20 protein-coding genes, 1 tRNA gene and 1 pseudogene are annotated in these 23,285 nt (G+C 63.4%); 8 read left to right on the top strand and 14 right to left on the bottom strand.

Going from position 1 to position 23,285, the window contains the following annotated elements:
• Positions 1–25 precede the first annotated feature (25 nt).
• The 4 genes from rpsO to Q0897_RS09490 all read right to left on the bottom strand — a co-directional run bounded on the left by rpsO (position 26) and on the right by Q0897_RS09490 (position 2,821).
• Complete coding sequence (gene rpsO, locus Q0897_RS09505; protein ID WP_202085869.1) at positions 26–295, bottom strand: 30S ribosomal protein S15; 270 nt, start codon at positions 293–295, stop codon at positions 26–28.
• Between the two features lie 22 nt (positions 296–317).
• Positions 318–1,283, bottom strand: a complete 966-nt coding sequence (gene truB, locus Q0897_RS09500) for a tRNA pseudouridine(55) synthase TruB (RefSeq protein WP_299309137.1) — start codon at positions 1,281–1,283, stop codon at positions 318–320.
• A complete protein-coding gene (locus Q0897_RS09495; protein ID WP_299309136.1) occupies positions 1,280–1,972 on the bottom strand; it encodes a site-2 protease family protein in 693 nt (230 codons plus the stop codon). Before Q0897_RS09495 ends, truB begins: the two co-directional genes overlap by 4 nt.
• Positions 1,973–2,098: 126 nt before the next feature.
• Positions 2,099–2,821 (bottom strand): GcrA family cell cycle regulator, encoded by a 723-nt coding sequence (locus Q0897_RS09490; RefSeq protein ID WP_299309135.1) that lies wholly within the window; start codon positions 2,819–2,821, stop codon positions 2,099–2,101.
• A gap of 106 nt (positions 2,822–2,927) precedes the next feature.
• Between Q0897_RS09490 and Q0897_RS09485 the strand changes: the two genes are divergently transcribed.
• Positions 2,928–3,794, top strand: a complete 867-nt coding sequence (locus Q0897_RS09485; protein ID WP_299309134.1) for an ABC transporter permease — start codon at positions 2,928–2,930, stop codon at positions 3,792–3,794.
• Positions 3,795–3,798: 4 nt separating this feature from the next.
• Here Q0897_RS09485 and hspQ read toward each other — a convergent pair whose 3' ends face one another.
• Positions 3,799–4,224, bottom strand: a complete 426-nt coding sequence (gene hspQ / locus Q0897_RS09480; RefSeq protein ID WP_239804388.1) for a heat shock protein HspQ — start codon at positions 4,222–4,224, stop codon at positions 3,799–3,801.
• Positions 4,225–4,392: 168 nt separating this feature from the next.
• Here hspQ and Q0897_RS09475 point away from each other — a divergent pair.
• From Q0897_RS09475 to Q0897_RS09460, 4 genes and pseudogenes are all read left to right on the top strand, one after another.
• Positions 4,393–4,482 (top strand) — tRNA-Ser (locus tag Q0897_RS09475).
• An 86-nt stretch (positions 4,483–4,568) separates the two neighbouring features.
• A pseudogene (locus tag Q0897_RS16100) lies at positions 4,569–5,322 on the top strand (DDE-type integrase/transposase/recombinase).
• Between the two features lie 142 nt (positions 5,323–5,464).
• Complete coding sequence (locus Q0897_RS09465; protein WP_299309131.1) at positions 5,465–7,432, top strand: PAS domain-containing protein; 1,968 nt, start codon at positions 5,465–5,467, stop codon at positions 7,430–7,432.
• A gap of 6 nt (positions 7,433–7,438) precedes the next feature.
• Positions 7,439–7,822, top strand: a complete 384-nt coding sequence (locus Q0897_RS09460) for a response regulator (RefSeq protein ID WP_299309130.1) — start codon at positions 7,439–7,441, stop codon at positions 7,820–7,822.
• 39 nt (positions 7,823–7,861) lie between these two features.
• Here the strand turns inward: Q0897_RS09460 and Q0897_RS09455 are convergent, their stop codons facing one another.
• A complete protein-coding gene (locus Q0897_RS09455) occupies positions 7,862–8,719 on the bottom strand; it encodes a hypothetical protein (protein WP_299309129.1) in 858 nt (285 codons plus the stop codon).
• Positions 8,720–9,500: 781 nt separating this feature from the next.
• The gene (locus tag Q0897_RS09450) at positions 9,501–10,376 is read right to left on the bottom strand and encodes an ROK family protein (RefSeq protein ID WP_299309127.1); all 876 of its coding nucleotides are present in this window, start codon (positions 10,374–10,376) and stop codon (positions 9,501–9,503) included.
• A 206-nt stretch (positions 10,377–10,582) separates the two neighbouring features.
• Here Q0897_RS09450 and Q0897_RS09445 point away from each other — a divergent pair, with 206 nt between their 5' ends.
• Positions 10,583–10,996: a hypothetical protein gene (locus Q0897_RS09445; RefSeq protein ID WP_299309126.1), complete on the top strand. Its 414-nt coding sequence runs from the start codon at positions 10,583–10,585 to the stop codon at positions 10,994–10,996.
• 68 nt (positions 10,997–11,064) lie between these two features.
• Positions 11,065–14,445 (top strand): glycosyl hydrolase, encoded by a 3,381-nt coding sequence (locus tag Q0897_RS09440; protein WP_299309125.1) that lies wholly within the window; start codon positions 11,065–11,067, stop codon positions 14,443–14,445.
• Between the two features lie 589 nt (positions 14,446–15,034).
• Here the strand turns inward: Q0897_RS09440 and Q0897_RS09435 are convergent.
• The 6 genes from Q0897_RS09435 to Q0897_RS09410 form a co-directional block, all read right to left on the bottom strand.
• The gene (locus Q0897_RS09435) at positions 15,035–17,377 is read right to left on the bottom strand and encodes a TonB-dependent receptor (protein ID WP_299309123.1); all 2,343 of its coding nucleotides are present in this window, start codon (positions 17,375–17,377) and stop codon (positions 15,035–15,037) included.
• A 48-nt stretch (positions 17,378–17,425) separates the two neighbouring features.
• Positions 17,426–18,622, bottom strand: coding sequence for an MFS transporter (locus tag Q0897_RS09430; protein WP_299309121.1), 1,197 nt, complete (start codon positions 18,620–18,622; stop codon positions 17,426–17,428).
• Positions 18,623–18,635: 13 nt separating this feature from the next.
• Positions 18,636–19,037: a DUF6379 domain-containing protein gene (locus Q0897_RS09425; RefSeq protein ID WP_299309120.1), complete on the bottom strand. Its 402-nt coding sequence runs from the start codon at positions 19,035–19,037 to the stop codon at positions 18,636–18,638.
• Complete coding sequence (locus Q0897_RS09420; protein ID WP_299309119.1) at positions 19,030–19,959, bottom strand: TIM barrel protein; 930 nt, start codon at positions 19,957–19,959, stop codon at positions 19,030–19,032. Before Q0897_RS09420 ends, Q0897_RS09425 begins: the two co-directional genes overlap by 8 nt.
• Entirely contained in the window at positions 19,956–20,609 is a 654-nt protein-coding gene (locus Q0897_RS09415) for an FAD-dependent monooxygenase (RefSeq protein ID WP_299309118.1), read from the bottom strand. The genes Q0897_RS09420 and Q0897_RS09415 overlap by 4 nt, the downstream gene beginning before the upstream one ends.
• Positions 20,610–20,690: 81 nt before the next feature.
• Positions 20,691–21,185, bottom strand: coding sequence for an FAD-dependent oxidoreductase (locus Q0897_RS09410; RefSeq protein ID WP_299309116.1), 495 nt, complete (start codon positions 21,183–21,185; stop codon positions 20,691–20,693).
• Positions 21,186–21,321: 136 nt separating this feature from the next.
• Here Q0897_RS09410 and Q0897_RS09405 point away from each other — a divergent pair, with 136 nt between their 5' ends.
• On the top strand, positions 21,322–21,936 hold the full coding sequence (locus tag Q0897_RS09405) for a TetR/AcrR family transcriptional regulator (RefSeq protein WP_299309114.1): 615 nt from the start codon (positions 21,322–21,324) through the stop codon (positions 21,934–21,936).
• Between the two features lie 80 nt (positions 21,937–22,016).
• Here the strand turns inward: Q0897_RS09405 and Q0897_RS09400 are convergent, their stop codons facing one another.
• Entirely contained in the window at positions 22,017–23,201 is a 1,185-nt protein-coding gene (locus Q0897_RS09400; RefSeq protein WP_299309113.1) for a cytochrome P450, read from the bottom strand.
• Positions 23,202–23,285: the final 84 nt, after the last annotated feature.

Here is a 23,285-nt window from a genome sequence, read left to right as displayed (position 1 = left end):
AGGCCGCTTTCCCGTAACTCTCGGCTTACTTGCGCAGGCCCAATTTCTTGATCAGCTCGTTATACCGCTCGACATCGATCTTCTTCAGATAGGCGAGCAGGCTACGACGCTTGTTGACCATGACCAGCAGGCCGCGACGCGAATGGTTATCCTTGTGGTTCGCGTCGAAGTGACCGGTCAGGTTGCGGATGCGCTGGGTCAGGATGGCGACCTGCACTTCCGGGCTGCCGGTGTCGCCTTCGTGGCGGGCGTGGTCCTGGATAATCTGCTGTTTTTCTTCGGCGGTAACCGACATAGTCTTACTCCGCGACATCCTGTTAAAGGTTGAAGCCCCGAAGGACCCTTGCCTCGCCATCCGCAACCTCGATGAGGGCGACCGGCGTTTCGCCCGATTTCGCCCAGTAGGTTCCGTCGGGTTCGGCAAGCCCGGACAATTTGCGGCCCTGTCGGACCGCCCCTGCCGCGTCCGGGGAAAGGGAGAGGGCCGGGATGTCGTCCAGCCCCGCCTCTACCGGCAGGAGAATGCGTTCAAGTGGCGCGCCCTTGCCGATTTCATTCAGCATGTCCAGCGAAATCGCCTGCGCCTCGCCGAACGGGCCTGCGCGCGTGCGGCGCAGCATGGTCACGTGGCCATAGGTGCCCAGCGCCCGCGCAATATCGCGCGCCAGGGACCGTATATAGGTACCCTTCGACACTTTTGCCAGCAGCGTGACCGATTCGGCGAGTTCGAGCGGGGCCGCAGGGTCGTAGGGGTCGGGCCTTCCGCCCGCCGTCGCGAAGCTGCCCGCAATGCTATCGTCGCGCTGCTCGGACGCGAGACCGAGCGCGTGGATCGTCACGCGGCGCGATGTCATCTCGACGTCCTCGCCCGCGCGCGCACGATCATAGGCGCGCCGCCCATCGATCTTGAGCGCGGAATAGGCCGGCGGCACCTGATCGATCGGGCCGGTGAAATGGTCGAGCACGGCCGCAATCGCGGCGAACGGCGGGCGCCGGTCGCTTTCGGCGATCACCTTGCCTTCTGCGTCGAGCGTGTCGGTCTCGCTGCCGAATTGCACGGTAAAGGCATATTCCTTCGTCGCGTCGAGCATCCGGCCCGCAAGCTTCGTCGCCTCGCCCAATGCGATCGGCAGCACGCCGGTCGCCAGCGGGTCGAGCGTGCCGCCATGGCCCACCTTCACCTTGCCCAGCCCCGCCTCGCGCAGGTTCCGCTTCACCGCCGAAACCGCCTGCGTCGATCCGAGTTCGAGCGGCTTGTCGAGGATGATCCAGCCGTTGATCATGCGCGATAACCGGCGACCAGGTCCGCGATGCCGATATATTTGTCGAGCAGCCATTGCACCGGCGGCAGGATGACGTTTTCCACGATGCCAAGCCCCGGAAACACGTATGGCACCACGAGCAGCAGGATCACCACCAGCGCAAAGCCCGCCGGACGGAGCCGCTCATAGGCCGGAATCGCCCGGCGCGGGAGAAGCCCCTCCACGATATGCGACCCGTCGAAGGGCGGGATCGGCAGCAGATTGAACAGCGCGAGGAAAATGTTGATCGCGATGAAATAATAGAGCGAGGTCAGCGCAAAACCGGCAACGCCCGCCGCATCCGGCCCGGCCAGACCCGCAACCGTGCCCAGCAACACCGCGCCGACGAGCGCGAGCAGGAAATTGCTCCCCGGCCCGGCGATCGCGACCAGCATCATGCCGATGCGCGGATTGCGCAGGCGGTTCTTTGCCACGGGTACAGGCTTTGCCCATCCGAACACCGGCATCGACAGCATCGCCAGCACGCCCGGCACGAGCAGGGTGCCGACCGGATCGACATGGCGAACGGGATTGAGCGTGAGCCGCCCCTTTCGTTCCGCCGTATGGTCGCCGAGCATGCGCGCGACAAAGCCGTGCGACACCTCGTGAAAGACGATGGCGATGATGAGCGGAACGATGAGCGCCGCGGCAAGATAGAGGGTTTCGTTCATGGCCGTCAGATAGCGATGAAACCCGCATAGGCCAGCATACCGAGCGGCCGATGGCGAGAAAAAGACCGGCCACGAAGAAGGGCGCCCGGTCGGCCCGGACGCCCTTTTTCAAGAATCAGCCGAAGATCAGCGCACGCGCGGACCGCCGAACGGCAGCGGCGGCGGGGGGCGGCGCGAACCGCGCGGCAATTGCGCCTGATACGCGCGGCCGCAATGTTCGACGCAATAGGGGAAGCCGGGATTGACCGCCTCGCCGCAGAAATGGAAATCCGGTTCGCCCGGATGCCCCATCGGCCAGCGGCAGATCCGCTCGTTGAGGTCGAGAAGGCTGGTCTTGTCCGCGATGTCCGGGCTGGGTTTCGCGGGAACGAGCCGGCGCGGCGGCGCGGGCGGAATCGGCGGCTGCTGATCGCCCGGACCCTGCCGCAGGAAGCCGCCGGGGCCGACCGACACGATGCGCGGGCTGCTTTTCTGCGCGGGTGCGTCGTCGTCCTCGCTCACGGCGGGGGCCGGCGCGGGCGCGGGCTCGGCCTGCGGGCGGACGGGGCGTTCCACAGGGGCCGGGGCGGGCGCAGGCGCGGGTTCGGGCGCGGGTTTCGCCGCGACCGGTTCCGCCGCGGGCGCCTTGGGTTCGGGCGTTGCGGCCTCCTTCTTCGGCTTGGCCGGCTTGGGCTTCGCCTTTTCGCCGGATTTCACCGGCGAGGGCCGCGATTTCAGGCCCAGCCGATGCGCCTTGCCGATGACCGCGTTACGGCTCACACCGCCCAGTTCCTCTGCAATCTGCGATGCGGTCGATCCGCCTTCCCACAGCTTTGTCAGCGTGGCGATGCGTTCCTCGGTCCAGCTCATGGATACTCCGTTCAAATACTTTTCGCCCGACAGGGTGCGGGCGCGGCGTGGAAGGCGGCGGGGCTGCTTGCCATCCCCATCGCATACCGGTAACCGCACCGACTGTATGAACGATCCGAAAATCACGCCCGCCCCGATAAAGCAACATGTCTCGCGCTTTCGCGCGCCGGGCGAGCCTATTATCGGCCGTGTCAACGGACTCGGGCTGTGGACGCTCTATATGAAAGAGGTCCGCCGTTTCTTCAAGGTGCAGACGCAGACAATCTGGGCGCCGGCGATCACGACGCTTCTGTTTCTCGTGATCTTCTCGGTCGCGCTGGGCCGTTCGGGGCGGGAAATCCTCGGCGTGAATTTCGCGACTTTTGTGGCGCCCGGCCTCATCGTGATGGGCATGATGCAGAACGCCTTCGCCAATTCCAGCTTCAGCCTGCTGGGCGGGAAGATCCAGGGCACGATCATCGACTATCTGATGCCGCCGCTATCCAATGCGGAGCTGATGATCGCCATTGTCGGTGCGGCGGTGACGCGCGGCGTGCTGGTCGGGCTGGCCGTCGCGCTGGCGATGGCGCTCTATCCCGGTGTCGACCTCGCCGCGCCGCATCCCTGGGCGATCGTGTGGTTCGGGCTGATGGGGACGGCGATGCTGGCGTTCCTCGGCATGCTGACGTCGATCTGGGCGGAAAAGTTCGACCATAACGCGGCGGTCACGAATTTCGTGGTGGCGCCGCTCGCGCTGCTGTCGGGCACGTTCTACGTCATCGACAATCTCGCCCCGTTCTTTCAGTCGATCAGCCGCCTGAACCCGTTCTTCTACGTGATTTCGGGCTTTCGCTTCGGCTTTCTGGGGCGCAGCGACATCGGCGACACGAACATGGCAGTCCTGCACGGGGCGATCGGGCTCGGCGTGCTGAACCTCGTGCTCGCGATCATCGTCTATGCGGTGCTGCGGTCGGGATGGAAGATCCGCAGCTGACCGGTCAATGGCTCAATGAGCGGTGCAGCGGGTAGCGGCCGTCGGTGAATTCGCCGAAGATCATCTCGATCGAGGGGTGGTCGACCGGCCCTGAAATGCCGTCCTCGGTCAGGTTCTGCTGACTGACATAGGCGACATAGCTGCTTTCATCGTTCTCCGCGAAGAGGTGATAATAAGGTTGTTCGCGCCGCGGGCGCAGTTCCTTGGGAATGGATTCGTACCACTCTTCGCTGTTGGCGAAGACGGGGTCGATGTCGAAGATGACGCCGCGAAAATCGTGCTTGCGATGGCGGACCACGTCGCCGATGGCGAATCGCGCGCTCGTCACCGCAGGGGCGCTCACCGCCCGTCCGGCCTGCGGGGAATAGAACGTGGAGCGTTTCCTGCCCGCGTCCGTGTCGATCTCATTGGAACCGAAATTGATGCTCATGCGCCCAATATAGGCGCATGGCGGGATCGAAACAAGCGAGCGCCATTTCGCGCATGTGGGAAATCTCGAATATTTTGCGAATGCCCCCTTGGCAAAGGGCGGCGCATCGGTTAACCGCCCGCCTTCGTTCGACCCGTTGCCGAAAGGCGATGCACGAACCTCGGATGCGGAGAGGTGGCAGAGAGGTCGAATGCGCTGCACTCGAAATGCAGTGTACGGGCAACCGTACCGTGGGTTCGAATCCCACCCTCTCCGCCACCTCCTGCGATTTCCTTGGGGAAAATGGCCTCGTCGGAAGGATTGCGCCGCTAAGCAGACTTGGTGGGGTAGGCTAGGCGAGTTTGATGAGCCGCCCTCGCAAACGAGCCAACCCTTTCCGGTATTTCCATTCGTCGCCGGAGGTCATCCGCGTGGTGATGATGCAGGTTCGATTTCCGCTTTCGCTGCGGAACGTCGAAGATCGCTTGTCGGAAGGCGGGATCGACATCTGCCATGAGATCGTACGGCTTTGGTGGAACAGGTTTGGCCCCATCTTTGCGGCGGACAGAGGGCGTCAGCGGATCAGCCGAATGCGCGGGTTCCGTCAGTGGAACTGGCATCTCGATGAGATGTACGTCCGCATAAATGACAAGATGGTATACCTTTGGCGCACCGTCGATCACGCAGGCGAGCTGCGCGAAAGCTCCGTCACCTCAATCAGGGAGGAGGGAGCCGACCTGCGTTTCGTGATAAGAGCGCTGAAGCGTCATTGACGGTCTGCGCTCCTACAAAGCTGCGATGTCCGAACTGAACTGCGAGCAGAAGCAGGAGACCGGCCGCTACGCGAACAACCGAGCTGAAAACTCACACCTGCCATTCCGACGATGGGAAGGAGCGATGCTGCGCTTCAGCCTAATGAAATCGCTACAGAAGTTCGCCTCGGTTCATGCCTCCTGCCACAATCACTTCAATACCGAACACCGCCTTGTGGCAAGATCCGACGGCCTGAAGAACAATTCGGCAAGGGCGCAATATGCAGGACGGAGCGCGTATCGCATCCGACTGACAGCTTCGTTCGCTTGCATCCGGCGGCGAGGGGGAACAGGCGCGACCTTTTGACGGGTTTCAGCCGTGCCGGACGCATGCGGCACAATGGGCGACGGGCTCATTCTTCGTTACAGGAGCATTTGCGCTTGTCCGTCGGCGGCACCACTCTATTCAAGGGGTTACGTCCCCGCCCGCGGCTTGGTTGATCCCATCGATGAAACGTGATTCCGACAACCGATCCTCGAGGTCCATCGACGCGTACCCGTTCCTTGCGGGCGGCGGGGAGGCGACGACGCTCATCCTTGCGCGCGACTGGACGGATCATCCGCTGGGTCCGCCAGATCGCTGGCCCGATACGCTGAAATCCTGCCTGAGCCTGATACTCAACTCGCCGGAATCGATGATCCTGTGCTGGGGCGAAGAGGAGCTAACGTTCTTCTTCAACGAGGCGTATTTTCCGCTGCTCGGCCCGCGTCTCGAATGGGCAATGGGGGCGCCGTTCCACGAAGTGTGGGCCGATGCGTGGGAACAGGCAGAGCCGATCATCGCGGACGCCTTCGACGGACGCTCGCAGCATTATACCGACCTGCCGTGGAAACTTGCCACGGACAGGGGGCGGGCCGAAACGTGGTTTTCCTTCTCCTATTCGCGCGTTCTCGATCCCGGCGGCGCGGTGGCGGGCCTGTTCATTTTCGCCGTCGAGACCACCGATCGCGTTCTCGCCGACGAGGCATTGCGCGCGAGTGAAAGGAAATGGCGCGGCATCTTCGCCACGTTGCAGGAAGGGTTCCTGCTCGGCGAGCTGATCCGTGACGCGGCCGGCGCGGCGATCGACTGGCGGTACGAGGAGGTGAACGATGCGTGGCACGATCTCGTCGGGGTACCGCGCGGCCAGGCGGTCGGGCGCCGGGTGCGTGAGATCATTCCAGGCATAGAAGACGAATGGATCGCGGCATTCGCAACGGTCGTGGAAACGGGCGAGCCTGCGCGCTTTACGCAGCAGGTCGGCGCCCTTGGCCGATGGTACGATTGCGTCGCGCAGTCGATCGGCGGTGATCGGTTCACCGTCATCTTCAGCGACGCGACCGAGCGGGTGGACCGGCTCAACCGGCAGGCAGGGGTGGTCGCGCTCACCGATGTTCTTCAGAACGCGTCGCTGGTGGACGATCTCATTGGATCGGCAAGCGCGGTCATCGGGCAGACGCTCGGCATCGAACTGGTCGGTTATGGCAGCGTGGATAGCGATGCGGAAACGATCGCGGTCGAAAGCGACTGGGCCACCGACGATGCGCTGTCCTTGTCGGGAACGCATCAATTCCGGGATTACGGGTCCTATATCGACGATCTCAAACGCGGCGAAACCGTTATCGTGACGGATTGTCGCACCGATCCGCGCACCCGTGACCATATCGCAGCCTTCGAGGCGCGCCGGTCCCAGGCTTTCGTGAACGTGCCGGTCATTGAGAGAGGCCGGTTCGTGGCGCTGCTCTATGCGATCTCGACGCGCCCGCGAAGCTGGAGCGGGGAGGATCTTCAGTTCCTGCGGGACGCGGCGGCGCGCATCCGCGTCGCGGTGCAGCGTATCCGCGCCGAGGAACAGCAGGACATCCTCAATCACGAGATTGTCCATCGCCTGAAAAACACGTTGTCCATGGTGCAATCGATCGCCAATCTGACGCTTCGTGATAATCTCGAACCCGGCGCGTTGAGCATATTCGCGCGTCGTCTCACTGCGCTGGGCATGGCGCAGAACGAATTGCTCGACCATTCGATCGGCCCGGCGGATCTGGGCGAGCTGATCGGGCGGGTGCTTGATGCCGTGGGCGCCACCGATCGTTTCCGTGCGAAGGGGCCACATGTGCGGCTGGGGCAGAGGTCCGCGCTGTCGACATCCTTGCTGATCCACGAACTTGCGACCAATGCGATGAAATATGGCGCGCTGTCGAGCGACGGCACGATCGCAATCGAATGGACCATCGCCGGGCAGGGGAAGGAGCGTGAGTTGATCCTGCACTGGAACGAGCGGGGCGGCCCGCCGGTCGAGGAGCCCGCGACGAAAGGCTTCGGGTCGCGGCTCATCCGCATGGGGCTTGCCGGCACGGGGGGAAGTACGCTGAATTACGGAGCGGGCGGATTTAATGCCTCTTTCGAGGCGCCGATTGCCGATCTCGAGCGTTCCTGATTTGCCATGATCTCACACGCTTCAACATCGAACCCTTCGGTTCTCATTCTCGTGGTGGAGGACGACCCGCTTCAGCGGCTGGGGATGATCGATCTTGTCGAGGACGCAGGCTATGAAGCGGTCGAGGCGAGGGACGCCGACGAGGCGGTCATCATCCTCGAACAGCGGAAGGACATTCGCGTCGTCTTTACCGATATCGACATGCCCGGATCGATGGATGGCCTGCGTCTCGCCGCGGCAGTGCGGAAACGTTGGCCCCCGATCGAGATTATCGTCACGTCCGGCGGTCACAAGCCTGCACTCGACGTATTGCCGGTACGCGCGGAATTCATCCCCAAACCCATCGTTCCGGCCGATGCCATACGCCTGCTGCGCGCATTCGCCGCGTAGGTTAGCGGGAACGCGCGCCGACCTGCGCGCCCTTGGAATTCAGCGGCGACGAAATTCGATCAATCCGCGGCTTTCGGTATCGTTGAGCATCCGCAAAGCCGCCCCGTCGCCCAGGACATAGGCCTGCAAGAAGCGGACCGTGATGTCGATCGCGGCGTCATAGCCAGGCTCCTGCCCATAGACGAAGTCATGCGATGCGCCGTCAACGATCGCCAGATAGCGTCCCCCGGCCGGCTCGTTCTCGAAATAGTGCACGTGGGCCGCGGGATCGGGGATGAAGCCGGTCACCATGTCGCGAGTGCCGGTAATCATGAGTGTCGGCACCGATACGCCTTGCAGGCCCGCATCGGTGACCACGCCGGGTATCAGCCCCGGCGAGGAAAAGGTGGCCACCGCCTTCATCGCGGGGACGCTGGCGCCGACCATGTCCTTTAGCGCGCCGCCGCCGATCAAGGCGAAGAGCGAACCGTAGCTATATCCCACGCCGCCATAGGGCAGGCCCGGAAAGAGTCGATCCGCGACGGCCGAGGTCGCCTGAAGGTCGGCGATACGCGTTGCGAATGCGGATTGCAGATCCTCGCGGTCCTGCGCCGGGTAGGTCATGGAATCGCGGTGAAGCGGGGCGACGACGGCGAATCCCGCCCCGATCAGCCGGTCGATCAGCGGACGCATCATCTCCGGCGAGCCACCGGCGCCATGCGACAGGAAAAGTACGCCGCGCGGCGCCTCGGCCGGGCGAAACACGGAAATGCGAAGCTCGCGCCCGTCGACAGGAACGGTCACCATCGTCGCGGCGGGAGGCGTGTCGGCGACGCTCTGCGGCGGCGAGGCCGTCGCTGTGTTGCAAGCACAGAGCGAGAAGGCCAGCGCCGCACTCAGGAAACGGGATTTCAGCATGGCGAACATCGTTTCCTGGTCGTGAATTTCGCGGTGCTTTATACGCCCTGTTCGCTCGATCGATAGCACTTATGGCGCATTGCGGATCGGTCCTCAAATGACCTCAGGTTCAGGGCAGGGGGAGCGACGACTTGCCGCCGAGCGGGCAGGTCCTGCGCATGGGTTCAAGGCGTGGACCCACGACTAGCGATGCCTGTTCCGCCGTTCGGGGTGCGAGCGAGGGCTGGATCGTGCCGCCGCGCGTCCCGGCGGCAACGGCCGCGCGCCAGTCTGAACACCTTTCCCGGTCGCGGTGCGCCCTGCGGGCAGGCCGGCCTCCTCCACCATGTCGAGGGGAAGCATGTTGCTGCGGATCGACGAGTCAGGCGCGGCCGTGTTCGGGTGCGCGGCCCCTGCCTATCTCGCCCTCGATGAGGGTCGGGCGCCATGGTGGTCGCAATGATATCGGCGCGGTTTTCCGGGCGAGCAGATCGGGATCGCCCAGCCCATGCCGGCCCAGAGCAGGCCTGCCCGGTTCCGACCTCCCACCGTGCACGGAGCGGCGTGGGGCGCTCTTTTCCATCACGGCGCCGATTGGCAACATGTCGGCCTACGTGCGCCATGCCGCACCCGGCGCGAAAGTTTCTTGTGCACTTCGCGCAGATTGTTGCGGGCCTGATCGTCGCGATCTTGATCGAGAAGCCCCGCGTTCCATCCACCTGCCGTCCATCGCGCAAGGCTGCGTTTCGCCGCGAAAAATGTCTCTGCCTTCCGTCTATTGGCGCGAACGAACCGGTCACGATCAAGCGCCCCGTGCATTTTCCGCGAGCAGCAGTGCGCCGGTGATCCCGGCCCTGTCGCCGAGCGAAGGGGCGACGATCCGGTGGTCCGCTGCGCCGGGAAAATAGCCCGCGCCAAGGGCCTGCGCCTTCCCGGCGATCCGCTTCGTCAGACCCGGCGTGTTCATGACGCCACCGCCCAGCACGATGACCTGCGCCGCGATCGAAGCGTGGACGGTGTGGCACATCTGGGCGAGATATCCAGCCACAAGCCCGTGCGCTTCGTGGTCGTCCGGAAGGTCGGAAAGCGTCGCTCCCCAGCGTGCGAAAATGGCCGGACCGGAGGCCAGACCTTCGAGGCAATCGCCGTGAAAGCGGCATATGCCGGGAAAATCGCGATCCTGAATGCCGCGCCGCGGATAGATATGGCCGAGTTCCGGATGACCGGCGCCGTGGACGAGCCGGCCATCGATGACCGTCCCGCCGCCGATGCCCGTGCCGACCGTCACATAGGTGAGCGAGGCCGCACCCTGTCCGGCGCCGTGACGATATTCGCCGAGCGCCGCTGCGTTCACGTCGGTGTCGAACCCGACGGGAACGCAAAACGCGCTGGAGAAATGTCCGGCGAGGTCGTATTGGGACCAGCCCGCCTTCGGTGTCTCGAGAATATGGCCCCATTGCGGCGCGCCGGGATCGAGTTCCACTGGCCCGAAGCTGGCGATCCCGATCGCGCAGGGTGGTCCGTTTTCTTCGAACCAGTTGCGCGCCGTGGCGAGAGTTTCGTCCGGTTCGCGGGTCGGGATCGTATGGGTTGCGACAATCTCGGTCGGGCTTTCCGCGACCGCCAGGACGATCTTGGTTCCGCCCGCCTCGATCCCGCCGATCAGCGTCCTGCCCATGCATGCTCCTCCATCGCGGCCCTTGTGGCCAAGGCGCACCTTGCGCGCCAATGGGCGGGTTGGAAAGACGTGCGGGGCGCATGCTGCGCGCTTGAATGAATTTGTCGCAATCCCGCCGGGCGCCTTCGCCGCAGGCGACGAGGCCTGCATGACCGGAGAGCTGGCCGTGTGCGCGGGCACGTGCGGGCCGGCCCAACGACTCCGAAATGGCGCAGCTCGCCGAGCTGGTCGATGCGGCGGGCAAGGTCACGGTCTATCCCGGGATCGGGGCACGCGACGCGCGGGACGAGATCGTCGCCTTTTGCGAAAAGGTGAAGGCGCCGATGGTCCACACGACGCAGGCCAAGGAATTTCTGGAGCCGGACAATCCCTATAATGTCGGGGTCAACGGTATCCTCGGAAATTGCGCGGGGGTGGAGGCGCTCGAAACTGCCGATCTCGTGATCTCGCCGGGCTGCAATTTCGCCTATATGCAGAGCGCCTCGGTAAGGGAAAAATGCGAAAGCTCGGTCTTCGGTCTTCGGGTTCGGTATCCGCCACATCGCATGGCCCTCCGGCAGATCGCGAAGAGCGGGACCGTCTACGACCCAATACCGTCTGCCGGCCAATCCAATCAGTGATTATATTGTTTGCAAGCTTCTTTTCTGCGCTATGCCTGTTCGAAATTTATCCATGAGTTTCGAGCCCTATGCCGCGCACGCCCAACCGCTTTGCAAAAAACGAAGCACTCGATTTTCGCCGCCGGCGGATCACTGGAATCAAGAGGGCGGGGACAGTCGCACTGCTGAGCACGATTGGCCTGTGGCTGGCCGGATGCACGCAATCGGTATCCCAATCCCAATCGCTCGCAGAAGGCTTCGCCAACCCTCCTTCCAAAGCGCGACCGTATAGCTGGTGGCACTGGATGAATGGCAACGTTTCCGCAAAGGATGCAGAGGCCGATCTTCGCTGGATGGCGGATGCGGGGATCGGCGGCGTGCAACTGTTCGAGGGCACGCTGTCGACACCCCGCGTCGTCGATCCTCCGCTGATCTGGTCCTCGCCGGAATGGGGCGAGGCCGTCGCGCGTAGTGCCTTTGTCGCGGAGCAACTGGGCCTGGAACTGGCGATCGCCTCCTCCCCCGGGTGGAGCGCGACCGGCGCACCCTTTGTTCAGGCTCCCGACGCGATGAAGAAGCTCGTCTGGTCGCGTATCGAGGTGCCCGGCGCAATGCCCGTCGGCATGCTTCCCTCGCCGCCGGATGTTGCCGGCCCGATTCAGGATCTGTCGAACGCGCATACCGGCGCCGGGCATGTGTTCTACCGGGATGTGCGGGTACTCGCCTTTCCTTCCATCGATGACGCGCGCGCCGATATTGCGGCAATACGGAGCGGCGACGCCGCTCTCGACACGGCCCTGATGACGGATGAGCGATATTCCGAAGCCCTATCCGTGCCCATGGATACAGAGGCCGGCGCGGCGCTGACGTTCGACTTTGGCGTTTCCAGGACGATCAGCAGTTTCGAACTTGGCCTGAATGCGGCGACGGGTTTCGGCGCGCCCCCGCCACCCGAAGCCGTGTTGAGCGTGAGCGAGGACGGAACGAATTACCGCACCATCGCCGATCTTCCGGGCAATACTGCCGGTGTGCGCGCGATAACATTCGCACCGGAGACGGTACGATTTGCAAGGGTCGAACTGTTGCAGCCCCCCGGCGGGGCGCCGCCCCCCGCGCCCGGCACCGTGGGCGTGCCCGCGCCGCCCGCCCCCGACAGTTTTTCGTTGACGGAGGCGCGCTTTTCCGGACGTGCGAGGGTCGATCGGTGGGTCGAAAAGGCGGGCTTTGCCACCACGGCGGACTACTACGCCAACGATACGCCCGCGACGGCGGATGACGACGCCATTCCCGCCGGCGATGTCGTCGACGTGACCGGGTTCCTTCAAGCCGATGGCTCACTGGCCTGGGTGCCGCCAGCCGGGCGCTGGACGATCCTGCGCCTTGGTTATTCCCTCACCGGGGAGACGAACGGCCCGGCACCCGCAGAGGCGACCGGGTTGGAAGTGGACAAGCTCGATCCCGATGCCGTCGCGCGTTATATCACGCATTACCTCGACATCTATCGCGAGGCGGTGGGCGACCAGCTCGTCGGCGCGCACGGGATCCGCGCTCTGCTGAGCGATAGCATCGAGGCGGGAGCGCAGAACTGGACGCCGCGAATGATCGAGGATTTTCGCCGGTTGCGCGGTTATGATCCGACGCCCTTCCTGCCCACACTCACGGGCGTGGTGATCGACAGCGCACAGGACAGCGACCGGTTTCTCTGGGACTTTCGCCGCACCATATCCGACCTGCTGACCGAGGCGCATTACGGAACGCTCGCGCGCGAAGCGCAAGCCAGCGGCCTCATCTACTACGCCGAAGCGCTCGAGGATCGTCGCCCGCAACTGGGTGACGATCTGGCGATCCGCGCCCGGGCCGATATTCCCATGGGTGCATTCTGGTGGGCGCCGAACGGACGCCTCGAACGGCCAACTCTCGCGGCCGATATACAGGGCGCGGCATCGGTGGCGAATATATACGGTCGCGAGCTGGTCGGCGCCGAAAGCCTGACCGCATTCGGGAAACCCTTCGGGTTCGCGCCCGCCGATCTCAAACCTTCGGCCGACCACGCCTTCGCGCTGGGCGTGAACCGGATGATCATCCACACCTCGGCGCATCAGCCATTGGGCGATGCAAAACCGGGGTTCTCGCTCGCGCCGCAGCTTGGGCAGTATTTCACCCGGCACGAAACATGGGCCGGCATGGCGCGCGGCTGGACCGACTATCTCGCGCGCGTTTCATGGCTCATGCAACAAGGGCGCCACGCGGCCGATATCGCCTATTTCGTGGGCGAGGAAGCGCCTGTTACGGCATTGTATTCCGAATGTCCCTTCGACGGGGTGCCTCGCGGCTATGGCTTCGATTTCGTGGGCGAGGAAGGCTTGCGGTCGGCCATGCGCATGTCTTCGGACGGCACGCTGATCTCGAACGGCGGCGTGCCCTATCGGCTCCTGGCGCTGGGCGGGAGCAGCGCACGCATGACCCTGTCAACGCTGGAGCGCATTCATTCGCTGGTGAGCGGCGGTGCCGTGGTCGCCGGCCCCCGCCCCGACGGCACGCCAAGCCTGAGCGACGACGTGCAACGTTGGGAGCAGCTTGCCGACGAACTATGGCCGGCCGGCAGCAAAAGCCCGCATCGCGTCGGCAAGGGCATCGTTTTCAGCAGCCTCGATGACGCTCTCCACGACCAGGGCATGACTCCGGACTGGACCGCATCGCCCGATGCGGATTTCGTGGTGCAGCACCGCAGGCTGAAGGATGCGGAAATATATTTCGTGTTCAACCGGGGGGCGCAAGGCTTTGCCGGCGATGTTTCGCTAAGGGCCGGCGGTTTTCGCGCCGAACTATGGGATGCCGTTACCGGTCGGCGCGCGCGCCTGCCCTATCGCACCGTGCAGGATCGTACCCTTGTCTCGCTGGAAATGCCTGCGGGCGGTTCTGCGATCGTGGTCCTTCTCAACGACGGCAAGTCCGCGGCGCCCTCGCGCGCGACCATGGTGCGCAAGGCACAGCTCGACCTGAGCAGCGACTGGCAGGTCCGGTTTGACGGGCCCGACGAACAGGCGGCCATGCAGCGCCTTGTCTCGTGGACCGAGTTGCCGGAACCGGAATTGAAATATCATTCGGGGACGGCGACCTATCGGCGCGAATTTTCCATCGAACGGCGTGCTCTTGCCCAGAACACCCGCGTCGAGCTGGACCTCGGCAAGGTGGGGGACGTGGCGGAGGTCATGGTGAACGGCGTTTCGGCGGGCATCGCGTGGACCGAACCATACACCCTGGACGTCACGCCTTTGATCAAGCCGGGCGTCAACACCATGGAGATCCGGGTCGCCAATCTCTGGGTGAACCGCCTGATTGGCGATGCCGTGCAGGACACCCGGAATGCGACGGTGTTCGGTCCGACTTACACTGCGGACGCAGATCTCCGCACATCGGGTCTGCTCGGGCCGGTGCGCATGAATTTTATGGCACGCGCCGATCCCTGACGCGGGCACGCGGATCGACGGATTGTCCCGGCCTTCGTCGGCACCATGGCCTCCCGGTCAATAGGGGCTCAGCGGATGATCGGGTGAAGACGACCCGGCAGGAAATCGGATCGCAATTCCTTCGATCCTCCTCGTTCGGAAGGTACAGTGTCCGGTAAGGATCAGCGACCTTGTTCATTCCATGGCGGGGATCGGCCGACCGGGGCGCGGGCGGATAGGCCCGATGATCGAGCGCCTCGCGCGGTGCCGTTCAGACAGCCCGGATAGCGCAGCATTCCGTTTTTCGAACGAACGGGTCGCCCCTTCAAAAAACGAAGCAACGCTGGCGGTCGCGCTGGTTCCGTCCCGCCGGTGCGAGAGGACAGGCACCACGAAACCGGCGATCCCTGCATCCCCTACGCGGGGTCGTCTCGCCTTGGCGGAATCGGAAGATGCGCGCGCAGATCCTGCGATGCGATATGCCCGCCGCCCATCGGTCCCATGCGAAGCCGCGAGTTCGACACGGTTGCTCACACACCAATCCGGTCCTTCCTCTCGGGATCAACCCAAGCGGCAGGAACCGGATTATGCGGATTGCACCCGACCGTGATCAGAAATCAAAACCCACCCGCAGGCCCACGGTGCGGACCGAATCGTAGCTCCAGCGCTGCAGCAGGGTCAGTGCCCCTGCGTTGATGCCGTCACCCGCTTCGACTTCGATCGACACCGGACGGATTTCGTTGAAGCAGTTCTTGCAAAACAGCGAAGCCCTCCAGTTGTCGCCCTGGATGCCCAGATTGGCATCGAACGTATCCCAGGACGGGATCACCGCGCCCGGCGCGTATTCGCTAAGCAGCGAGGAGCGGTGGTAATAGCTGCCGCCGACATTGCCGTAGAGCGAGCCGCTGAGCGGGAATTCGTAATCTGCCGAAACGACGGAGGTGAATTTCGCCGAGAGCGGCACCTGCCGGCCAGACACGTCGTAGGTCCCTGTTGCATCGCAGCTCGCCGATACCTGGCCGGGGTAGCATTGCCGGCCGGGATAGGTGTCGTATGTCGCATCGACGTATGACGCGCTGGCCAGCAAGGTCAGGCCGCGTGCGGGTTGCGCCTGGATGTTGACGTCGACACCCTTCGTGGTGGCTTCCGCAGCGTTCTGGAGAATGATCGTCTGCAAGGCGGCGTCGAAAGCCTGAACCTGCAGATTGTCGAACTTGGTATAGAACGCGGAAACGCTGACGTTCATCATGCGGTCGAATAGCGCCTGCTTGATCCCGATCTCGCCGCTGGTCGAGATTTCCGGCTCCACCGACAGGTCCGAATTGACGGCCGGCGCCGCGTTCGAAAAACCGGGCCCCTTGTACCCTTGCCCGACAAAGCCGTACACCAGCGTTTCGGGCACCGGCTCCCAATCGACGCCGATCCTCCAGCTGAAATTGGTGTTTTCGACTTCGCCGATGGAACGATTGTTCGGAATGCCCAGCGTCACGAAATACGAATCGGTATTCTCCAGAAGATCGAGGGATACCTGATCGTTCGTGACGCGCCCGCCCGCCGTAACGGTGAGCGTGTCGAGCAGTTCGTAGCTCAGCTGGCCGAACACGGCCATGCTCTCGTTCTTGTTCGTGCCGACGTAATCCTGACCAATGAACGCGACATTGCTGACATTGCAGGCAGGGGGCGGCCCTGCCGAAACGTCGGCGCCGACGCAGAAGGGAAAGCCACCCGTCACGAAGGGCGGCAGGCCGTTGGCACCGCGGCGGTCCCCTGCAAAATTGTTCTTCGAGTAGAAGTAATACAGCCCGGCCTGACCGCTGAGCCGATTGCTGTCCGGCAGCGTCACGCGAAGCTCGTTCGAAAACTGATCGTAGTCGCTCGTCGCTGCGTTGCGGTTGAGATAGTCCCCCGTGGTGAAGTCGGAATCGAACGTCTGGTCGAGGCTGTATGACTTCCACGCGGTGATATTGCTGATCTCGAGGCCGCTATCGAACAGATAGGCGAGTTTCGCCTGCAGTCCGACCGTTTCCAGATCGCGGAAATAGGGACCGTTCACCACGGAGGTGAGATTGCGCGGACCCGGCGTCACCCCTGCATCCTCCAGAAGCTGCGGATACTGGCTTCCCTCTCCGAGGGACCGGAACGTGTAATCGAACGTGCCCGAAATGCCGCTGACCTTCCCGTAATCGCCGATCACGTAGAGGGACAGCGCGTCGGTCGGCTCGGTCAGGAACTTGGCGCGGAACGCATATTCCTCCACGTCCGCTTCGGAACGCACGGCATTCACGTTCGAGATGTTGACGATGGAATCCTGGTCTCCGTAGATCGCATTCACGCGAAGGGCGCTCGTTTTGCCGATCGGCAGGTTGACGGTTCCCTGCGTGCGAAATCCGAAACCATCATCGCCGTCGCGGTAACGCGAGACGAGCTCGGTCTCCGACGACGCTTCGAACGTGCCGAGCCGCGGCGGGGTGGTGGTGATGTTGACCACGCCGGCCGAGGCGTTCTTGCCGAACAGCAAACCCTGCGGACCGTTGAGGACTTCGACGCGCTCGATGTCGTAGAACCCGACGCTGGCGAAATAGCGGGCGCCCAGCACGACATCGTCGATGACCTGCGTGACGCTCGGCTCCACCGTATCGGCGTAGGTTGCGGTGCCGATGCCGCGAATGGAAAACTGGTTGTCCTGCCCGGCCTGCAGGCTGGGGGCGAGCTTGGTCACGCCGCGCAGATCGTTGATGCCCCGGTTGGTCAGCGTTTCTTCGCTGAGCACGGTAACGCTGACGGGCACGTCCATCACGTCCTGCTCGCGCCGCTGCGCCGTGACGATGATGGAATTCGATGCCTGTTCGTCCCGCGACGACGCCGCGCCCGTATCCTGCGCCGAGGCCGGCGCCGCAACGCAAAGCGCCGCGCCAGAAGCGAGAAGACACGCCTTGATCCTGTAATATTTCATGAAACCACTCCCGTTAGTTTTTAATTATTTTGTGAATCGTGACATAAATTACTTGATGAACTTCGACATGAGGCGGGCCGCGATCGCGCCGGCGATCGAAAGCGCGCCGAGCCAGGCGAAAGCGTTGCGAACGGAGCCGGAGAGGTCGTTCGCAAGCGAGAAGAGCAACGGGCTGACGAACTGGCCGAGGAAGAAACAAGCGCTCCAGATGCCCATGCCCCGCCCGCGATGCTCAGGCGGAAGATGCGAAACCGTCCACAGCACCAGCGCCGGGATCAGGATGCCGGCGCCCAGCTGCTGAACGAAGGAGAAGCTTGTCATCACCGTGGCGGTGTCGCTGTTGCCGATCCCGATCAGACCGATCCCCAGCAAGGCGAGGAAGGTGAACAGCTGCCAGTCCGCGGCGAACCTGCGCGAGATGACCTGGAACAGGGTCGCGCCGATCACCACGCCGATGCTGGCGATGGAGATCAGCAGGCCGACACGGTCCGGCGACGCCACGCCCACTTCGCCGAACGCCCGGCCGACCTGCACGATATAGACATAGTAGAGCGCCGCCGCGAACAGCGTGAACCCCGAGCATACGAGGATCGTCTGCCATGGAAACGGCGTGACGTCCGTGCGCGTGCCGATTTCGGCCTTCACGTCAGGCTCGTGGATGAGGAAGATCATCGCCACGGCAATGGGCAGCGCCACGGCATAGATCGCGAAGGGATACTGCCACGATTGCGCGGCAAGCAGCCCTGAGAAAAACACCGTCGACGTGCCCAGTATCGGCCCGAGCACGCCTTGCAGCGTCAGCCAGGTGCGCCGCTGATCATGCGCGTAATAATCGCCTATCAGCGTGTTCGTGACGGTCAGGATCGCCGCTTCGAAAAAGCCCAGGGTGAGCCGGGACACGAAGAGCACCTCGATCGTCCCGAAGAAAAAGGGAAGGAGCCCGACAAGGCCATATCCAAAAGTGGAGGCGATCAGCAGCCGCCTGCGGCCATGGCGGTCCGCGATCCACCCCATGAGCGGAGAGAAAAGCGCGATCATGAAGCCGGGCGCCGTGACGGCCAGCGGAATCCAGGTCGTCGCGCCCGGAATATCGGCGAACGCGCCGATGATGCTGGGAACCGCCGGCGCCAGGCTCACGATCGCCAGCACAGGCAGGAAACCCGACAGGATGATGATTATGCCCTGTGCCGTCCCCGCGCGGCGAGCCGGTCCCGCTGGCGATACGGCATTGAGAGAAGTCGACATGCCCCCCACCAGCTCAGCGGATGATGGTGATATGGCGGCGGTCGTGGACCGGGGCCGGGCGGAACTGGGGCGGGAAATAGGGGTGGCGCAAAAGCACCTCGATTTCGACGAGATGGACGCCCACGTCGAGGCCGCCCGGCTTGTCGACGAGCACCTCGATTGCCGTTCCCACCGGCCAGCGCGCCTGGGTTTCGGCGTCGAGCTCATCGAACGTGTAGGTGCGTTCGCCGAGGCGATAGAGATTGGTCGCGGCGGGATACTCGATCTCGTCGACGACGACCTTGATCCCCTCCACCAGCGACATGCGCAGACCGCGGTAATTGGGCTGGCGTATCCTCAGGCAGAAGCCGGTCCGGTCCTCGTCGGGGCCGATATTGGAAAAGCCGCTGCTCTGGATCGGGGTATGCTCAAGCATCGCGCTGCTCCTTGGGTTTCGAGGGATTGGCCTGTTCCCACTCGCGCTCCAGCTTGCGGATCAGGGCGTGCTGGCGCCTCACCTGTTCGATGGCGACCCACGGGTCCCGTTTTCCCTCGTACTCGCTGGACAGATAGCCGGAGTAACCGAGCGACTTCAGCGCGGGGATGACCTTTTCCCAGGGGATGTTGTGATCGTGCAGCTCTTCGTCGATGTGGTGAAACTTCGCCTGGATGAAGGGTGTATATTCGATCACCTCGGCCAGCTGCTCGACCGGCACCTTGATACCGTTGAGGAAGCTCATGGCACCGTCCCGCATTTCCGGCGTCTCGTGCTGCCAGAAGGGCAGGGGCCGGTCCTGGAAGATGCCGGTATCGATCAGCAGTCCGAAATGCTTCGTTCCGGTTCGCTGGATGAAATCGATGTACCCTTCCACCACGGGATGCCGGATCGGCGTGGGCGAATGGATTTCCGGGATGATGATAATATCCAGCTTCGCGGCCAGGTCGAGCACCCGTTCGACACAGCCTTCCCAAATCGGGTGCGGCGTCAATTCCTCGTCGATCACGCCGAACTTGGGGCGCACGAATTTGAAACCCAGACGGCTCGCCAGCTCAAGATCGGTGGTCAGCTGCCGCGCCCCTTCCTCGACCGTCATATCGCGGCGGCGCTGAATGTCGGTATCGATCCAGCTCGCGAAATTGGTCGGCTCGAGCCGGTATTTGTCCAGCAAGCCGAACCAGCGGTCCAGCCATGCCGTTTCAAGCTGCGGGTAGGCCGGAAGGTGCGTTTCGCCCAGTATCTCGATCCCGGTCGAGCCCGTTTCCGACACGTGGTAGAAGGCGTCTTCGAGGTCCATGACCGTGCCGAAGTCGTCGGTGTAGCTGTAAAGCGAAACGCCGTATTGAAAATGCGATGTCATTGGCTGTGGCTCTTCTCACGGCGATGAAGGGGAACGTAGGGTTCGGCGTCCTCGATCTCGGCAAGTTGCGAGATGATGTGATCCGGCATGCCGTCCCCGACCTGCTTTTGGAGCAGGGGGGTGTGGTCGAGGACGAAATCCCTCACCGGACGAAGCGGCGCAGGCAAATGGTGGAACAGCTTGCCGATCCGGTAGGCTTCCTGCGACACGCGCGACGTGTGCGGCTTGCGCCTGTCCTCGAACCGTTGCAGCGCGGCGGACACTGCCGGCGTATCCCCGATATCCACAGCGGCCAGCTCGCGCGCGAGGAAATAGCCATCCTCGATCGACATGCCCGCGCCATAGGCCGCATAGGGAGAGGTGGGATGCGCCGCATCGCCCACGAGCGTGATCCGGCCCTTGGACCACTGCCGTATCGGCGGGCGGTCGCGGATCGGCCAACGCTGCAAATGCTCCTTCGGCGTCGCGGCGATGAGATCGCGCACCGTCTTCGAAAAGCCGCGCGCGCGCTCGACGCTGAAGGCATGCAGGTCTGCGGGCGGCGGAGCGTCGGGATCGCAGGCTTCGAGAACCCACCACTCGTAGCCCCACTTCCCCTCGTGACGGATGGGCGTGTAACTCACCTGCGTCGTGCGATTGTGCGACAGCACGCCAATTCCGTCCGGCTCGCTGTCGAGGAAAAGATAGCCGCCGACGAGGTGAAGCTTCTGGTGGCGGATCGGCTCCTCCCCCTACAAATGCCTGCGGACGAAGGAGTTGATGCCATCGGCACCGATCAGCACGTCCGCATCGTCCCGCTCGCCATTTGCAAACTGCAACATGACGCTATCCCCGCGATCCTCGATCCCGGTCAGTTCGTGACCGAGGCGCAGGACGCCAGGCGGCAAGGCATCGAGCATGCGCTGATACAGGCCACGGCGCAGCAGGCCGATGAAACCGCCGCCGTATTCACGCTCCACCTCTGCGGGCAGCATGACCTCTGCGCGCACATGGCCTTGCGGATTTTTGAAAAACACCTTGCAGGGCGCGCCCAGATCGTCGGTGTCGACCCCGATCAGCTTCAGCACTTTTTGCGGCGGCGGCCAAAGGTTCAGGATGTTTCCCGCGGCGTGCACCTCAGTCATGCGTTCGAACAAGGTGACGTCGAAACCCACGCGGATCGCGGCGAGCGCGGCCGCCATGCCCCCCGGCCCCGCACCGATAATGGCAATCTTGCCCTTGCTCACATCCCCATCCCTCTTTTGCGCATCACTATCTAATCTGTGATTAGATCGACTTCTAATCAGCGATTAGATCATTTGCAAGAGTGCTTTCCATCGCTTAGTCGGAATTTCAGGACTGAAAATTGCTGTTGCGGGATTGATGATGGCTTCGAAGGCGGAAAAATATCACAAGGACGACCTGCGCGGCGACCTGTTGCGGGCCGGGCGCAAATACGTGGACGAGGAAGGTCACCATTCCCTCTCCGTCCGAACCCTGGCGCAATCGGTGGGCGTATCGCCCGGCGCGCCCTACCATCACTTCCGGGATCGCCGTTCCTTGCTCCTCGCCCTCGCGATCGAGGGTTATGCCGAGCTTTCCAGATTTGCGGAGTCCACCGTGAATGCCGGACTCTCGCCCGAAGAAACCCTCCACGAGATGGGGATGCAATTTGTCGGTTTTGCGGGCTCCAGCCCGCGACTTCTCGAATTGATGTATGAAAGCGAGCTCACGAGCCCTTCGGTCGACCCTGTTCTGGTCCAGTATCAGGATATCGGACATGCGGCCCTGCTGCGACCGCTGCGGGAGGCATTCCCCGACGGCGATGAAAGCGAGATCGGTCTGCGAAGCCTTGCATTCTGGTCGACGATCTACGGCTTTGCTTCGCTTCGGCGCAAACACATGATTGAAAAGATCGAGCCGCGGGAAGTGGACCGCAGCGAGGTTGTCCGGCGCGTCGTGTCTCTCGCGGTGTCCGCCGCGCTGAAAGCCGATTGATCGAACAGGCGGGCGTCTTCCTCCCTCCCGCACGGCATTCCGTCCCGGTGCCCCGGCGGCGCACGGCGCGCTGTGCGCGGTCATGCGGGTTGAACCGCGACGCGATAGCTCGCAAGCGCATGAAGCGTATTGTTGAGACGGCGAACCGGCTCCCCCAACGGCCTGATCGAAGCGACGTTCTGCGCAAGCGCCTTCGCGACGAGTTCCCCTTCCAGCCTCGCCACCATTTGCCCAAGGCATTGATGGATGCCAAAGCCGAAGCCGACATGTCCGCTCACATTGCGTTCGATGTCGAACCGCTCCGGCTCGATCCAGTGGCCGGGATCGCGATTGGCTGCGGCCAGGAAGAGCAGGACCTTCGCGCCTTGCGGTATCGCTGTCCCGTCGATTTCCACATCCCGCGTGGTCACCCGAAAGAACGTCTGCACGGTGGAATCCCAGCGCAAGCTCTCTTCGAATGCCTTTTTCGCCAGCGCGGGGTCCGCCCTCAGCCGGGCGAATTGATCCGGGTTTTGCGATAGCGCCAGCACGAGGTGCCCGATACCGTTGACCGTCGTATCGACGCCTGCGGTAAGGAATGACCGGACAAGCCGTTCGGCCTCTTCGTTCGAGCATTCCGCGCGATCCGCGGCTTCGAACACCGCCATTCCCCACCCGCCGGGCTTCAGGTTTTCGCGCTTGCACGCAGCATCGACCCAGGCGATCGCCGCCTCGCTGCCCCGGATGCCGTCCTCGAAAATCTGGTTCCTGGGGCCGAATGCGTTGAAGACGATCGCCGCATAGTCGAGCAGGTTTTCGCGCCCCTCGTCCATCAGCCCGATCGTATCGGGAAACACCATCATCGGATAAACCTCGGCAAGTTCGGTCACCGCATCGAACTCGATTCCGGTGGCCAGCGTCCGCACCAGCCTGTCGGCCTTCTCCTGCCATTGCGGTCGCAAATCCTTCAAGGCTTTGGGCGACACGATCCTGTTCATCAGCTGACGTGTTCTGTCGTGCAGCGGCGGATCGGCCTCCAGCAGGAGAGAGGGTGCGCGGAACGGTTCCTCTTTGGCGAAGTCGGCAAGCCCGACACCCCGTGATGAGCAGAACGTTTCGTGATCCTTCAGCGCGGCGCTGACATGTTCGAACCGGGCCATGCCGAAAGCGTTGATCGCGGGGAGCCAGATAACGGCCCCCGCGTCCCGGAGCGCCCCGTGAAACGCATAGGGATCGCGAAGGAACTCGTCGCCGAAGGGATCGACATCCACCGGCACGGCAGGCACAGTCAGCCTTCCAACTCCGGTTCGAACCTGCCGTCGATGAGGACGAAGCAGATGCGGCAGTTGCTGTCGGTGCGATTGGCCCAT

The organism is uncultured Croceicoccus sp., assembly GCF_947496385.1.
GTDB lineage: Bacteria > Pseudomonadota > Alphaproteobacteria > Sphingomonadales > Sphingomonadaceae > Croceicoccus.
The sequence above is the reverse complement of the archived record's forward strand: the minus strand, read 5'-3'. Positions and strand labels throughout refer to the sequence as shown.